Below are 13,159 nucleotides of genomic sequence, written 5' to 3'. Positions count from 1 at the left end.
GCAGGCCAGGGCCGACCGCGAGGCTGACCCGTTCCACCAGCTCGCGAGCGCCATCGAGCGAGGTGCGTCATGACCCGCAAGACCCGCGTCATCGTCGACGCCTCGCAGATCTGGTTCCTGGCCCCCGGTGCCCGCTTCCGCGAGCTCGGTGCGCTGGGTCGGACCTTCACCGTCGGCGCCCGAGAGGGCCAGCTCTGGCTCGGCGAAACGCCCTGCCGGGTTGAGTCCGTCGAGTTGCCGGTGGTGATCGCGTGATCGACATCCGCGACGGATTCACCCAACTAACCGCGATCGGCACACTCGCCGGCTGGCCCCGCAGCGGTCGCGTCGTGCGCCTTCAACTGGCCGACGACCGAACCGAACTCGCAATCGAACTCACCGGGGAGCAGCTGCAGCAGGTCGCGGCGCTCCTCGACGACCCCAAGGATGACGAATGAGCATCGAATCCATCGTGACCGACCTCGCCGCGATCGCCGCGGTGAAGAAGATCGTTGCCGACGCCGAGGCGGCGAAGAAGGTGGAGCTGCAGGCCGAGCTGACACGCGGCACGGTCTACGCCTACGCCGACGACGACAAGTCGGTGCAGCTCGGATATGCGTCGGTGCCGAAGCCGACACAGCCCAAGCCGACCGTCGAGATCGAAGACGAGGCGCGCGTGCTGCCCTGGGCGCTCGACATGTTCGGCGAGTCTGTGGCGTCGTTCCAGTTGACCGAGCAGGGGCGCAAGTCGGTGATCGAGTACGCGCTCGCCGATCACATGCACGCGGGGGCGCCGGCGGAGTACGACGGCGTCGAGGGTGTCCGGGTGCGGGTTCCCGAGGCGCGTCCGTCGACTCCACGGTTCACGCCCGAGAAGAACGTCGTCGAGTTGGTGCAGGGCATGGTCCGCAGTGGCCGCCTGTCACTGTCGACGATCCTCGAGCTCGACGGCGGTGCAGCATGACCGACCATGACGGACTGAAGAAGCTCCGTGAGCCCTTCCCTGAGCATCAGGTGAACAAACTACCGAAGCCGTACAACAAGAACGCCGAGAAGGGGAAGTGTCGGGAATGTGGCGGGTACCACGGCCTGCCTGCAGTTCACCTCGACTACGTCGGTCACGCCGCGCTCACGGACCGCTTCCTCGATGTTGATCCGGAGTGGTCGTGGGAGCCGCTCGCCATCGGCACAGACGGCCTGCCCGCTCTCGACCGCAACGGCGGCTTGTGGATCCGGTTGACCCTCTGTGGTGTCACCCGGCTTGGCTACGGAGACGCGGACGGCAAGTCCGGAGGTAATGCGATCAAGGAGGCGATCGGTGATGCGCTGCGGAACGCCGGGATGCGGTTCGGTGCGGCACTCGAGTTGTGGCACAAGGGCGATCTCCACGATGCAGCGCAGGCGAAGGGGCAGCCGCTGTCGCCGGCGGATGAGGCACGGAACGAACTGCTCGAGGTGCTCGCCGCGAAGGGCGTGGATCCGAAGCATGCGTCGGAGAAGTTCCGGCTCGACTTCGGTGCGGAGCTTCGGGACGCAACGAATGTGGATGCAATCAAGTCGCTGGTCATCCACTTCCGGGACCTGGCATGAGCGCGCCACAGAACGCGAACGAGGTCGCATCGAACCTGGCGAAGCTGTCCAGGCAGCTCGACGAGGTGAAGGAGGCACTGAACGCCGCTGACATGGAGGCGGTGAATCTGCGCGAGGACGCGAAACTCGCCGAGGCGAAGGCGTTCCTGAAGGCCGAGGGCGCCATGGACTTCCGGAAGCAGACCGCGATCGTGCAGACGCACGTCGAGCGCCTGGCGGCGGAGGTCGCCGAAGCGAAGGTCCGCGGCCTCACCCGCTCGATGCGGACCCTGCAGTCCCGCATCGACGTCGGCCGCTCTATCGGCGCGGGCGTCCGAGCGGAGGCATCACTCGCCGGCTACGGCGGTGGGTCATGAAACGCACTCCAATGAAGCGGACGCCAATGAAGGCTGGTCAGTCGAAGCGGAAGCGTGATGCGACAGCGGCGTTGGCCAAGGCCGCACCGGTCGCGGTAGCCCGCGCTGAGGGTCGGTGCGAGCGGTGCGGGCTGTATCGCGAGACGGTGCTTCATCACCGACTGCGGCGGATGTCAGCCGATCGTGAGCGTCCGTCGAACTACCTGATGCTGTGCCCGGAGTGCCACAACATGGGCGACGAGTCGGTGCACGCGAACCCTCAGCGGTCGAAGCGGTGCGGATGGATCGTCGAGGCATACCAGGAGCCCTCGGAGGTTCCGGTGGTGCGGTTCGGCCGCACCGTCCTCCTCGACGACCGGGGCGGCGTACACGACCAGGAGCTGTCGTGACCAGCGCCTATGACCTGTACGGGTTCTCGACTTACGACCCCGAGATTCTCGATCAACGGCACACGCTGCTGTGCCCCGGATGCTGGAGGTGCAAAGACCTATGACTGAACAGGATTGGCGCGACAGTGCCGCATGCCGTGGCCACGACCCCGAGCTGTGGTTCCCGGACATTAAGGAGCGACTCGCTCAGGCTCAGGCTCAGGCGAAGGCGATCTGCGCCGCGTGTCCCGTCCGCGCCGCCTGCGGGGAGTGGGCCGACGAGTCGAGGCAGCGGTTCGGCATATGGGCGGGCGTCGACTACTCGAACCCGAGGACTCGGCCCGCGCGGGCGCGTAGGACCCAAACGTCCGAGTACCGCGAATCTGTCACGTCACTGTCTCGCGCAGGGTTGACCGCGCGTCAGATCTCCAACCAGCTCGGCATCTCCGAGCGCCAGGTCACCCGCCTGCGAGCCTCCGCATGACCCGCGCCCAGCTCTCCGCCTTCACCCTCGCCGTCGGTGTCACGGCGGCGGGGGTGGCGGTGGCAATCACCTTGGCCGCCGGCGAGATCGTCGCGGCCGCAGACCCGAGGCGGTGGAGATCTGATGCGTGACCGCTGGATAGACCCCGATCTGATCGCCGCCAAGCACGCCCCGCACGTCTTCCAGCCCCGCACCAACCTCCCCGACCCGTGGGGATGGCCCGCACGCGGCATCCCCAACCCCGACAAGGAGACCCAGCGATGAGCGACAGCACCCGCGAGCAGCTGATGGACCTGCTCGAAGCCCTCGATGGAGGCGACTACGCGGACATCGCCGACGCCATCCTCGCAGCCCTGCACCCTGAGGTCGCCACGATCGAGGAGGCTTCGCAGCTGCTGGAGGGGACGGTCATCAGCGACCGTGCCGGCGTAGGTGAGATCCGCAGCGCACGTGGACAGCTATGGATCTGGTGGATCCACGGCGACCGCTTGTGGCCTCTCGACACCATCGCGTTACCTGCGACCATCCTCTACCGCCCCGAAGTCGAGGAGGCCCGATGACCGACACGATCAACACGTACGGCGACCCGCGAGCCGATGCACCACACGAGTGGCAGCGGCCGGCGCTGGAGGTCACGCCTGCATCGCTGCGGGCACACGCGGACTGGATGCGTGATGGGGGATTTCCCATCACTGCAGTGAACATGGAAGACCAGGCCGCCCGTTTGGAGGCTGAGTCTGCCCGCGACTTGTACCTGGATGAGCTTGCCCAGCACGCCGAGCGGGTGATCCCTGGCGCGTATGCGTGGGATCACGACGACCGCGGCATTGCGCGTCACGCGATCGAGGCGGCCTTCAATCGGCTTGCGGCTGATGGGCGTCTACTCCCCGAAGGCGGGACGGTGTCAGAGGCGATGGAGAAGGCGCTGACGGACACGCTGGACACGGTCTTGTCGGCGTTGGGCCTGACTGCCGAACATGTCACCGAGGGTCAAGCGCGTGACATGCAGTCAGCAGCGTGGGATGACGGCTGGAATGCCTGCAATCACTGGTGGCACGACGGCGAGGTTCCCGGCGAGGAGTCGAACAACCCGTACCTCAGCGCCCCGCCTGCTGCGTCTGTCCCAGACAGCGGTCCGGATGGCACACCGGAGAAGCCCTGGAAGACATGGCAGGACGTGCCCGATGGGGTGGAGGTTGCGTCGGCGAAGTATCCACATCTCGAACCCACGATCAAGGTCGATGGGCGACGGTACTACGTCATTTCGTCCATCACGCAGGCGGACGTTGCCGACCTCGCCCCGTTTGTGCGTGTGGACGGAGACAAGGCGTGAGCGCCTACGAGGTAGTCGTCACGAAGACGCTGGACTGGGTGATCACCGTTGAGGCGGACAGCCCCAAAGAGGCGGAGGAGAAGGCGTCCGAGTCCCACGCCTGGCCCGGAGCCTTGTGTGGCCAGTGCGCCCACGAGGCAAACGACGGCGAGTGGGATGTCGATTCAGTCCGCGAGATCGAGGGAGGCCGGTCGTGAGCACGGAACAGCAAATAGACACAAATGTGCACTCAAATGTGCAATCGGTGAGCACTGCGGAACAGATCATCGCCGAGCACCGGGTCACCTCGTACCGACCGAACAGCACGTCGCGCTGCCTGTGCGGATGGGTCGGACCCGTCACCGCTCACGCCGCGCATGTGGTGGCTGCACTCACCAACGCCGGCAAACAGATCGTGGACCAGGACAAGCTCGACAGTGCGGCGGCCTCACTGGACGCCGGGGCCACGATCGTCGGCAACCACGCGTTGATGCTCGCGGACCTTGTGATGGATACGCCCAAGGATCAGGAACTCACTGATCGGCTCGTTGAGCTGGCGCACAAGTCGGCGCAGAACCTCCGGGCGGCTGCTGCTCGTGTGGCGGAGGGCGGTGAGCGACGTGGCTGAGACGATCCCTCGCCGCCGGGTAGCCCGGAAGTCGCACTACTGCTGCGGGCAGTACCGCATCCAGCCCGGCGACGTGTACCTCGAGCACACCGAGTTCCCAGGAAGCGATGCCGGTTACGCGGATGCTGCCGGTCATCCCGTGCGGCATCGCGAGTGCTCGGAGTGCGCTCTCCGCTACGGCCGCGGCCACCTCCTCGCGGAGGGCGGTGACCAGCCGTGAGCTACGAACTCAAACCCTGTTCCACGTGCGGGGAACCACTACGGAAGCTGTATGCCGCAGCTAAGGAATCCATCGCCTGGGGGCACACGTCGTACCCCGCCGCCGACATGTGCCGGTACCGCCGCCCGGACAACACCTGGCCGACCCCGAAGGAGACGCCGTGAGCCAACGAGACGAACTCGCCAACCTGGTCTACACGCACGGGCTCAATGGCACCCCGAACAGTGTCGCCGACGCGATCCTTGCTGCCGGCTACATCAAGGCCGACAGCGAGGAGTGGGGTGTGCAGCGTGCCCCGAGGTTCGGCGGCACTGTCTCGGCGATGCACACCAGAGGCGAGGCGGAGTCATGCGTTAGGCAGTGGCCCGGTTCCACCCTCGTTCGCCGCAGTGTCGGTCACGGCCCGTGGGAGGTGGCATGAACCAGCAAGACGAACTTGCGCGGGACATCCGAGCGGTGGACGGTGGTCACTCACTCGGGGCTGCCGAGCTAGCGGAGCGCCTGGCCGAGCGCGGCTACTCCCGCCCGCGTGTGGTGGAGACCATCACCGCATTGCGTGCACTGCCGATGGGAGCCGTCGTGCGCACACCAAACGGTCTGGTGTTCCAACGCTTCCACTCCTACTGGGGGCTCACGGGTGACCCAAACGAGTTCCCCACGCAGGACATCACCCTCCCCGCGACTGTCCTGCACCTGCCCGAGGAGACGCCGTGAGTGACCGTTGCCCAGCGAGCCTTGAGGCCCGGGTCCCCGACACTGCCGGCTACCGGGATGCGGTGGTCGTCATCCAGTGCGGACGCGACCAAGGCCACCGTGGCGTACACCGCCACGCCGACGAAATCACCTGGACAGGAGGCACGCCGTGAGCGACGCCGACACCATCGCCCGCGTCCAGGCCCTCGCCGACTACTGGCGTGAACGAGACGGGGAGGCAGCGAAGTTCGGGCAATGCCTCGCCGACACGCTGGAGGGAGTAACGCCATGACGCCGACTTGGACCGATCTCTTCAGTGGCGCCGGCGGCAGCTCGGAAGGGCTCACACAGGCCGGGCATCACGTAGCGGTGGCTGCGAACCACTGGCCGACAGCGGTTGCGACGCACGAGAAGAACCATCCCGACACCGAGCACCGGATCGCGAACCTATCCGAGGTCGACTGGCGTTCGTTTCCGACGACGTTCGGCCTGTGGGCATCACCATCCTGCGTATGGCACGCACGATCTGGCGGCCGGAAGCAGCCGCCGGCGGAGCTGGAGCGACTGCGCGCCGACGCTGGAAGTGTGGACCGGGCAACTGCGTTCGCCGTGATCGCCGCGGCCGAGGTGCACCAGTACGAGGCGGTGATCGTCGAGAACGTGCCCGAGTTCCAGGCGTGGTCGCTGTACCCGTGGTGGCTCGATGGAATGCGGGCTCTCGGCTACCGCGAGCAGATCGCGATCATCGACGCGGCAGACCTTGGGGCAGCGCAGCGCCGCGTCCGGTACTTCGCAGTGTTCACCAGGCACGGCGCCGTCGACCTCACGCTGCCCGGGCTGGCGCCGAAACCCGCGTCGACGATCCTCGACGAGAACCCGGGCAAGCCCGTCACCCGGCGCCTGTACGTCGCCGACCAGCTCGAGCAGATCACCGAGCGCAACGTGCCGCACCTGGTCACCTATCGGCGCAACGCGAAGGCTCGCCGCGCCGACCAGCACCCGCTCGCGACCATCACTGCCGGCGGCAACCACCATGGCGTCGCGACGCTCACGGAGGACGGCTACCGCTTCCGGATGCTCACAAACCGCGAATGCGCGCGCGGGCAGGGCTTCCCGGACAGCTACGAGTTCCATGGGAAGACCGACGAGGTGAAGAAGCAGATCGGCAACGCCGTGTCGGTGGACGTAGCTCGCTGGCTCGGCACTCGTGTGGCCGCATCGCTCACGGTGGCCGCATGACCGCCCGCTGCCCCGTCTGCTGGCGCACCGTCGCCAGAAACCCCGCCGGCCGCGTCTGGCGGCACAAGGACAAAGCCGGGCGTCAGTGCCCGATGGGAGGTCAACAGCTTCCCGATGACGAAGAAGAAAGGGGGTGCGCCTGATGGGCTTGCCCTGGGTCCGCCTTGATACTCAATTCGCGAGCAACCCGAAGATCCTTGCGCTGCTCGCCGAGAAGAAGTTCCGCGCCTCGTTCGCGTACGTCGCGTCACTCGGCTACTCCGGCGCTCATGGCACGGACGGGTTCCTTCCGGACCTCTGCCTCGCCTTCATCCACGCCACCCGAGCAGACGCGCGGGCCCTCGTCGATGTCGGCCTCTGGAACGAACACCCCGGCGGATGGGAGATCAACGGATGGACGGAGTTTCAGCAGTCCTCAGACGAGGCGGCGCAGCGAAAACAGCGAGCGAAGGATGCAGCCCGCAAGCGATGGGAGAAGACTGGATGATCTGCGCGACATGCAACGAAGACAAGTCGGCAAGCGAATTCGCTCCATCCGCGCCGTTGTGGCCCGACCGCGCTCACCACTGCCGCCCATGCGATCGCAGGCGTATCCAGATCCGCCGGCATGGCCTCACTGCGGACCAGAGGGCCGAGATTGCGGCCGCACAGGGAGGCTGCCGGATCTGCGGCCATCCCGAGCCCTCATTGAAGGGCTGGGTCATCGACCACGACCATAGCTGCTGCTCCGGCGAGCGGTCGTGCCCGAGATGCCGCCGCGGAGTGCTCTGCCAATGGTGCAACACGCTGCTTGCCAACGCATTCGATCGCCCGCAGATTCTTCGGGCAGCGGCTGAGTATCTCGATGCGGCCCGCACATGCGACTGGCATGTACCAATCGCATGTGATCCGGGCTTGTGCGACGGGGATGAGCGCACGGCATGAGCACGTACGGAGAAGACGTACTTACGAAGAGGGTTGATTCAGAGAAGAGTTCATCTCACGTAAGCAACGCACGCAGGGGGGCTGCAGGATTCGCATCAGATCGAGTCGTCGCTGATGCCGGTCGAGGCGAGTTCGTCATCGCCTCGCACGCCCTCGACGGCGTTATCCACAGGCCTCTGTCGGTGATTGCATGACCACCAAGCGATGCAAGGACTGCGACCCGACGTCGAAGCGCCCGACTCCACATCCGGGCCCGCGCTGCACTACTCATCACCGCGCCTTCGCCAAAGCCTCCAAGCAGGCCGCACACGGCCGCAGGGTTACAACCACCTACGGAATCGGCCCTGAGGCCTACACGGCGATCCTGGGGGCCCAGAACGGGCGTTGCTACATCTGTCAGCGAGCGACAGGTGCCACGAAACGCTTAGCCGTCGACCACGACCACTCCTGTTGCCCAGCCGGCGGCTCGTGCGGGAAGTGCGTTCGAGCGCTCCTCTGCTCGCCCTGCAATCGGATGCTCGGTCACCTCCGCGACGGCACCGACGCCCTCCGCCGAGCAATCGCAGTCATCCGGGACCGGCCCGCGCAGGCCGTCCTCAACGCCCTCGACACCAAGGACCACGAATGACGAACATCGACCTCGACAAGCTTGAGCAGCTCAAGGAGGCGGTCTGCGACGCGGACAGCGCCACGGAATGGATCAATGCGCTGAACAACGCCACACCAGCCCTCATCGCCGAGCTGCGGGAGGCGCGGGCAACCATCGAACGCCAAGCGGCCGAATACGACGGCGCCCTCCGCGAGCTCGACAGCATCCGCGACGACCTCCGTGAAGCCCTGGACGGTGAGCGATGAGTCGCTCTGAGGTCATCCGCCGCGAGGACGCGCTGTTCATCGCAGACGGGCCGCCGATGCTCGCTGGCCGCGACTTCGCCGCTGGCAACCGCTGCCACCCCTCCGACGGCTTCTGCTGGGTCTGCGAGCAATTCGTCTTCCAGGTCCGCCTGAACCCCGCCTGCGGGCCCCACTGCCTCCCGAAGGACACCGAATGAAGCTCTTCGTCGACGACGAACGCCCCGCGCCCAAGGGGTGGGTGCTCGCGCAAACTGCAATGGCCGCGCGCGATGTCCTAGTGCCGAGCTGGATTGCTAGACGCCGACTTGAGGCGCTATCGCTCGACCACGACCTCGGCGGTGACGAGACCACGCGCCCGATAGTCCTGTGGATGTGCGAGAACGACTGGTGGCCGCGAGAGGTTTACGTACACAGCGGGAATCCAGTCGGCGAGGAGTGGCTCGTAGCGATGGTGCGACGGTATGCGCCCGCCGGGACGCTGAAGGGGTACGGGCTGAACTTCTGGGGATCGGGCCCGGACACGCAGATCCAGAACTGGGAGGCCGGCCGGCCATGACCCACCACTGCAACGACTGCGGACGGCCCACCAGCGACGCCGTCGCATACCTGACCGCCTGGATCTGGTACTGCCAGCGACACCACCCGAGGGGGAACTGATGACGTCACCACATGGTCGACTGGGTGGCACCCGCAGCCGCCAGGAGGAACTCATGACCAACACCAACCCGATCGTCGGATACGTCGTCCTGGCGAAGCGGAAGCTGATCGGCGGATACGACTACCAGGCCGTCGGCGCAATGTGGCCGACCCGGAATCGCATCGCCGAAACCTGCGCCGACCTGCAGGCCATCGCCGAGCGCAAGGGCTACGACATCGAGTACATCATCGGCGAGATCAGGGGGTGCGCATGACGGACCAGTGGACTGAGATCGGCCCCGGCGTGCACTTCGCACCACTCGGGACACCACCGCCAACGTTCGCCGAGCTACCCGCAACCCCACGCCAACGCGTCGCACGGGCTGTCGGTGAGTGGATGCGATCGGAAGGACTCGCCCATGACTGACCAGTTCTTCATGACCCGCGCCGACATGGAGAAGCTGCAGGAACTCCTGCGCGAGATACCCGACGTGGTGGAGGATCTGGCTGTGCAGCTCACTCGCCAGAGCGCATGCGCTGTCGACGGGTCGGGCATCGGCTCCGGATCAGATGAGCAGCCGCTGCCCTTCAATGTCGCCGCGGCTGATGCCAGAGACCTACTCACAGCCACCCTCGGTTCATGGGCGCGCCACGTCTGCGAGCACCGAGCGCGCAGCTACGACGGCGGCGGTGAGGCAATCGCTATCGCCGCGTGGCTGGATCGGTACGTGACGTCGCTCGCCATGACGCCCGGTTGCGAGGAGGCCGAGGACGAGATCCGGTACGCGGTGCGGCAGTGCAGGCGAGCGTGCGACATCCCCGAGGACCGGGCGGTGCTCTACATCGACCCCGCTCTGATCCCGAAGCTCGAAGCTCTGGAGCTGTCGGCGAAGGACTGCGCCAGTACGGCCACGAACGCGGGGATCCCGATGACCAAGCGAAGGGTCGACCAGCTGAGCGAGTCGAAGAAGGTGAAGCCGGTCAGGGTGGGCGACAAGCGGGGCGAGTTCATCTACCGACTCGGGGATGTGTTGGACGCCAACGGCACACCGCTACGCGCTGACCTCGGACGGGAGGTTCGTATGGTAGGCTGACGCCTGCAAGGGTGCGAGAATTGACCGATCAGGTCGTCGCACCCTTTCGGCGTATCTGGGGGAAGATCCCGGATGCCTCAGCGCTGATCCGATCCACTGATCGGGGTAGGCGCTAGCTGTGGGTCTGCCGGTTCCCCGCCCAAGCACGTATCCGGCCGTCAACCCGCCTCACCGCCAACGCGGTCGGGGCGGGTCTTGCTTCCGGGACACCTTCAGTCGCTGCCGCTTCCCGGCGCGACCAGCCGCCAACGCGGCAGTCCCGGCCACCCCGCGAGCAGCTTGCCAGCGCCCGGGGATACCGCGCCCCACCGATCGTCCTCCCCCGAGGATCGGTGGGGCGCGCAGACTTCCGCCCACGCAGTCATCGACATTGGCCTGACGAGCGCTGCGTGGGCGGGACACTCTTCCACCCGGGTTCACGTCACCTGCCCACGGCCAGATGCCGCGGGCGGGAGCGAAGCCGCACGCCGATCCGCTGCTTTTGCCGGCAGTGGTGGTGCGGCTGCTCGGGTGGGTTCAACTTCAGGAGGTGGTCATGGCCGGCAGGACCACCACCGAGCGCGGCCTCGGCTATCGACATCAGGTGCAGCGCAAGCGACTCCTCGCCGGTCACATCGACGGATCGCCGTGCTACTGGTGCCTCCAACCGATGTACCGCGAAGCACGAGCGAACTTCGACGGCGCACCACTCGAAGCCGACCACAGCATCGCCAGATCCAAGGGTGGAACTGAGGCCGATCGGCTTCTACACCGGCACTGCAACCGCAGTCGGCAGTCTGGGGACGGCGACCACCTACGGCCCGCTGTAGAGCCCGCTAGCGCCCCTGTGGAGCGGATTACGACGCGGGATTGGTTCGGCGCCAGGCGCACGGGGTAGGGGCCTCAGGATCGCTGGAAGGCCCTGACCTGCTGACTGCCTACGGCCGCCGAGTCATCCATTTTTACCGGGCTCGAAACTCACGTGCGAAGGCGGTAGCGGTGGACGACGAACTCGGCGATGGCGGAGCGAAGATCTTCGACCAGCTCGCAACGCCGACTGACCCGTACGAGCTGACCGCGCTGATCGTTGAGGCCGGCCGGATCAAGGACCGGCTAGACCAGCTGCACCGACTGATGACCGGCGAAGAGGAGCTGTGGATGCGGCTGGTGCCGACCCGCGGCGACTCTGAGGTACTCGAGATCCGGATCGAGTCGGCGGCCCAGGAGGCGCGCCAGCTCGCGACCGTGTTCCGCCAGATGTTGGCGGACATCGAGAGGAGGCGCGGTGACAGCGGCGACTCTGGTGAGGCCGACGCCCTCGATTTCTGATTGGCCGACACTGACGGGCCGTCAGGAACCGCACATCCTCTCATCGTTCCCTGGGTCGCTCGAGCACGGCGCCAAGGCGGCCACGCTCGCCGAGCGGGCAAGGGCGCGCCCAATGCCATGGCAGCGGGACACCCTGCAAGCTCTGCTCGCTCGTAACGATGACGGCACCTGGACGCATTCCGATGCCTGCATCATCTGCCCGCGCCAGAATGGCAAGAGCCTGATTCTGACACTGCGGATCCTCTACGGCCTCTTCGTTCTCGGTGAGACGATCATCTTCACCGCGCAGCGTTGGACGACCGCCGAGGATATCTACCTGCGCACGTGGGCGTTGATCGAGCCGCTGCCATCTCTGGTGAAGCGGGTCAAGAAGACGACGTGCTCGCAGGGTCGAGGGGTGATCGAACTCAAGTCCGGCGCGAAGGTTGTGTTCACGACCCGCTCGGCGGACGCCGGCCGTGGCCTAACGAAGCTCGACCTTGTCATCTACGACGAGGCGTACAACCTCACCGACGGCGAGATGTCGGCGCTCGGTCCGGCGCAGCTAGCCGCCAAGGATCCGCAGACGATCTACACGTCGTCGGCGGTGAATCAGGACGAGCATGTGAACGGCCTGGTGCTTACCGCCATCCGGGCCCGCGGTATCGCAGGCGAGCGTGAGCTGTACTTCGCTGAGTACTGCGCACCCGAGGATATGGACCGCGAGGACGAAGCCACGTGGCAGTACGCGAACCCGAGCTATGGCGTCATCCAGACAGCTTCGAAGATTCGGAAGCTGATGCGCGGCTTCGCCACCAAGGCAGGGCGCAAGAGCTTTGACGTCGAGATCCTCGGACGTGGCGATTGGCCGGTGGAGTTGGACGCAGCCGAGTTTGAACCAGCTATAGATCTAGACCTCTGGGCGTCGCGCCGGAGGGCGAACCCCGACCTATCCGACGGCCTACCGGCGGTCGGCTTCGACATGTCACCAGACCGATCGATGTGCACGATCGCTGCGGCGACTCCGCGCGCTGACGGTGGCGCTCACCTCGAGGTGATTGTCCGGGCATCGACACGAGAAGCGATCGCCGCGCTGGCCCGTGTGCGGGAGGTGCAACGACTCCGCGCCGTAGTGCTCGCGAAGTCGTCGCCAGCCGCGTCGCTCGAGCATGAGCTCACCGACGCGGGCATTGAGATCACCTGGGCGTCCGAAGGCCAGCTCGCGCAGGCGTGCGGTGCCATCGACGACGACCTCGACGACGACCTGCTATCGCACACCGGCGACCAGGCGTTCGTCGATGCATTGTCGACGGCCGAGAAGAAGAACGTCGGAACCGCCGGCGCGTGGGCGTTCGACCGACGCAGCGAGGACGACATAACGCCGATCGTCGCTGCGGCCCTAGCTCGCTTCGGACTTTGGGCCGAGGCCGAAGAGCCACAACCAGATTCGGTCTACGAGGACTCCGATTTCGTCATGCTGTAGGAGGCAAAGCA

At 66.3% G+C, this 13,159-nt stretch carries 29 protein-coding genes; all 29 read left to right on the top strand.

Translation table 11 applies throughout. From position 1 onward, the window contains the following. The first annotated feature begins 69 nt into the window (after positions 1-69). The 29 genes from J2X34_RS27120 (at position 70) to J2X34_RS26980 (ending at position 13,148) form a co-directional block, all read left to right on the top strand. The gene (locus J2X34_RS27120) at positions 70-255 is read left to right on the top strand and encodes a hypothetical protein (protein WP_429520247.1); all 186 of its coding nucleotides are present in this window, start codon (positions 70-72) and stop codon (positions 253-255) included. Continuing rightward, positions 252-437, top strand: coding sequence for a hypothetical protein (locus J2X34_RS27115; protein WP_429520246.1), 186 nt, complete (start codon positions 252-254; stop codon positions 435-437). Before J2X34_RS27120 ends, J2X34_RS27115 begins: the two co-directional genes overlap by 4 nt. Next, positions 434-943: a hypothetical protein gene (locus tag J2X34_RS27110; protein WP_429520245.1), complete on the top strand. Its 510-nt coding sequence runs from the start codon at positions 434-436 to the stop codon at positions 941-943. Before J2X34_RS27115 ends, J2X34_RS27110 begins: the two co-directional genes overlap by 4 nt. Continuing rightward, positions 940-1,569, top strand: a complete 630-nt coding sequence (locus J2X34_RS27105) for a hypothetical protein (protein WP_429520244.1) — start codon at positions 940-942, stop codon at positions 1,567-1,569. The genes J2X34_RS27110 and J2X34_RS27105 overlap by 4 nt, the downstream gene beginning before the upstream one ends. Beyond that, positions 1,566-1,925 carry a hypothetical protein gene (locus tag J2X34_RS27100; protein ID WP_429520243.1) on the top strand — a complete coding sequence of 120 codons (360 nt, stop codon included), beginning with the start codon at positions 1,566-1,568 and terminating at the stop codon, positions 1,923-1,925. Before J2X34_RS27105 ends, J2X34_RS27100 begins: the two co-directional genes overlap by 4 nt. 170 nt (positions 1,926-2,095) lie before the next feature. After that, the gene (locus J2X34_RS27095) at positions 2,096-2,314 is read left to right on the top strand and encodes a hypothetical protein (RefSeq protein WP_429520242.1); all 219 of its coding nucleotides are present in this window, start codon (positions 2,096-2,098) and stop codon (positions 2,312-2,314) included. Positions 2,315-2,414: 100 nt separating this feature from the next. Continuing rightward, positions 2,415-2,777 carry a WhiB family transcriptional regulator gene (locus tag J2X34_RS27090; RefSeq protein ID WP_429520241.1) on the top strand — a complete coding sequence of 121 codons (363 nt, stop codon included), beginning with the start codon at positions 2,415-2,417 and terminating at the stop codon, positions 2,775-2,777. Beyond that, entirely contained in the window at positions 2,774-2,908 is a 135-nt protein-coding gene (locus J2X34_RS27085) for a hypothetical protein (protein WP_429520240.1), read from the top strand. Before J2X34_RS27090 ends, J2X34_RS27085 begins: the two co-directional genes overlap by 4 nt. Then, positions 2,901-3,041 carry a hypothetical protein gene (locus J2X34_RS27080; protein WP_429520239.1) on the top strand — a complete coding sequence of 47 codons (141 nt, stop codon included), beginning with the start codon at positions 2,901-2,903 and terminating at the stop codon, positions 3,039-3,041. Before J2X34_RS27085 ends, J2X34_RS27080 begins: the two co-directional genes overlap by 8 nt. After that, positions 3,038-3,337, top strand: a complete 300-nt coding sequence (locus J2X34_RS27075; RefSeq protein ID WP_429520238.1) for a hypothetical protein — start codon at positions 3,038-3,040, stop codon at positions 3,335-3,337. The genes J2X34_RS27080 and J2X34_RS27075 overlap by 4 nt, the downstream gene beginning before the upstream one ends. Next, entirely contained in the window at positions 3,334-4,110 is a 777-nt protein-coding gene (locus J2X34_RS27070; RefSeq protein ID WP_429520237.1) for a hypothetical protein, read from the top strand. Before J2X34_RS27075 ends, J2X34_RS27070 begins: the two co-directional genes overlap by 4 nt. Continuing rightward, positions 4,107-4,307, top strand: a complete 201-nt coding sequence (locus J2X34_RS27065; protein ID WP_429520236.1) for a DpnD/PcfM family protein — start codon at positions 4,107-4,109, stop codon at positions 4,305-4,307. Before J2X34_RS27070 ends, J2X34_RS27065 begins: the two co-directional genes overlap by 4 nt. Before the next feature lie 47 nt (positions 4,308-4,354). After that, positions 4,355-4,717: a hypothetical protein gene (locus J2X34_RS27060; protein WP_429520235.1), complete on the top strand. Its 363-nt coding sequence runs from the start codon at positions 4,355-4,357 to the stop codon at positions 4,715-4,717. Then, positions 4,710-4,937, top strand: a complete 228-nt coding sequence (locus J2X34_RS27055; protein ID WP_429520234.1) for a hypothetical protein — start codon at positions 4,710-4,712, stop codon at positions 4,935-4,937. The genes J2X34_RS27060 and J2X34_RS27055 overlap by 8 nt, the downstream gene beginning before the upstream one ends. Then, positions 4,934-5,101 carry a hypothetical protein gene (locus J2X34_RS27050; RefSeq protein ID WP_429520233.1) on the top strand — a complete coding sequence of 56 codons (168 nt, stop codon included), beginning with the start codon at positions 4,934-4,936 and terminating at the stop codon, positions 5,099-5,101. Before J2X34_RS27055 ends, J2X34_RS27050 begins: the two co-directional genes overlap by 4 nt. Continuing rightward, on the top strand, positions 5,098-5,358 hold the full coding sequence (locus J2X34_RS27045; RefSeq protein WP_429520232.1) for a hypothetical protein: 261 nt from the start codon (positions 5,098-5,100) through the stop codon (positions 5,356-5,358). The genes J2X34_RS27050 and J2X34_RS27045 overlap by 4 nt, the downstream gene beginning before the upstream one ends. Then, entirely contained in the window at positions 5,355-5,651 is a 297-nt protein-coding gene (locus J2X34_RS27040; protein WP_429520231.1) for a hypothetical protein, read from the top strand. Before J2X34_RS27045 ends, J2X34_RS27040 begins: the two co-directional genes overlap by 4 nt. 148 nt (positions 5,652-5,799) lie before the next feature. After that, positions 5,800-5,922 (top strand): hypothetical protein, encoded by a 123-nt coding sequence (locus tag J2X34_RS27035; protein ID WP_429520230.1) that lies wholly within the window; start codon positions 5,800-5,802, stop codon positions 5,920-5,922. Then, positions 5,919-6,869, top strand: coding sequence for a DNA cytosine methyltransferase (locus J2X34_RS27030; protein WP_429520229.1), 951 nt, complete (start codon positions 5,919-5,921; stop codon positions 6,867-6,869). The genes J2X34_RS27035 and J2X34_RS27030 overlap by 4 nt, the downstream gene beginning before the upstream one ends. A gap of 142 nt (positions 6,870-7,011) precedes the next feature. After that, complete coding sequence (locus J2X34_RS27025; RefSeq protein ID WP_429520249.1) at positions 7,012-7,356, top strand: hypothetical protein; 345 nt, start codon at positions 7,012-7,014, stop codon at positions 7,354-7,356. Beyond that, positions 7,248-7,793 (top strand): endonuclease domain-containing protein, encoded by a 546-nt coding sequence (locus J2X34_RS27020; RefSeq protein ID WP_429520228.1) that lies wholly within the window; start codon positions 7,248-7,250, stop codon positions 7,791-7,793. Before J2X34_RS27025 ends, J2X34_RS27020 begins: the two co-directional genes overlap by 109 nt. A gap of 190 nt (positions 7,794-7,983) precedes the next feature. Next, positions 7,984-8,421 (top strand): endonuclease VII domain-containing protein, encoded by a 438-nt coding sequence (locus J2X34_RS27015; protein WP_429520227.1) that lies wholly within the window; start codon positions 7,984-7,986, stop codon positions 8,419-8,421. Next, positions 8,418-8,648, top strand: coding sequence for a hypothetical protein (locus J2X34_RS27010; RefSeq protein WP_429520226.1), 231 nt, complete (start codon positions 8,418-8,420; stop codon positions 8,646-8,648). The genes J2X34_RS27015 and J2X34_RS27010 overlap by 4 nt, the downstream gene beginning before the upstream one ends. Continuing rightward, positions 8,645-8,845: a hypothetical protein gene (locus J2X34_RS27005; protein WP_429520225.1), complete on the top strand. Its 201-nt coding sequence runs from the start codon at positions 8,645-8,647 to the stop codon at positions 8,843-8,845. Before J2X34_RS27010 ends, J2X34_RS27005 begins: the two co-directional genes overlap by 4 nt. Beyond that, the gene (locus J2X34_RS27000) at positions 8,842-9,204 is read left to right on the top strand and encodes a cyclic-phosphate processing receiver domain-containing protein (RefSeq protein WP_429520224.1); all 363 of its coding nucleotides are present in this window, start codon (positions 8,842-8,844) and stop codon (positions 9,202-9,204) included. Before J2X34_RS27005 ends, J2X34_RS27000 begins: the two co-directional genes overlap by 4 nt. A gap of 100 nt (positions 9,205-9,304) precedes the next feature. Then, positions 9,305-9,559, top strand: a complete 255-nt coding sequence (locus J2X34_RS26995) for a hypothetical protein (RefSeq protein WP_429520223.1) — start codon at positions 9,305-9,307, stop codon at positions 9,557-9,559. Between the two features lie 144 nt (positions 9,560-9,703). After that, entirely contained in the window at positions 9,704-10,378 is a 675-nt protein-coding gene (locus tag J2X34_RS26990) for a hypothetical protein (protein ID WP_429520222.1), read from the top strand. Positions 10,379-11,356: 978 nt separating this feature from the next. Next, positions 11,357-11,686, top strand: coding sequence for a hypothetical protein (locus tag J2X34_RS26985; RefSeq protein ID WP_429520221.1), 330 nt, complete (start codon positions 11,357-11,359; stop codon positions 11,684-11,686). Further along, complete coding sequence (locus J2X34_RS26980; RefSeq protein WP_429520220.1) at positions 11,643-13,148, top strand: hypothetical protein; 1,506 nt, start codon at positions 11,643-11,645, stop codon at positions 13,146-13,148. Before J2X34_RS26985 ends, J2X34_RS26980 begins: the two co-directional genes overlap by 44 nt. Positions 13,149-13,159 lie beyond the last annotated feature (11 nt).

Origin of the sequence: Rhodococcus sp. BE178, from assembly GCF_050433545.1 — a bacterium.
Lineage (GTDB): Bacteria > Actinomycetota > Actinomycetes > Mycobacteriales > Mycobacteriaceae > Prescottella.
The sequence above is the reverse complement of the archived record's forward strand: the minus strand, read 5'-3'. Positions and strand labels throughout refer to the sequence as shown.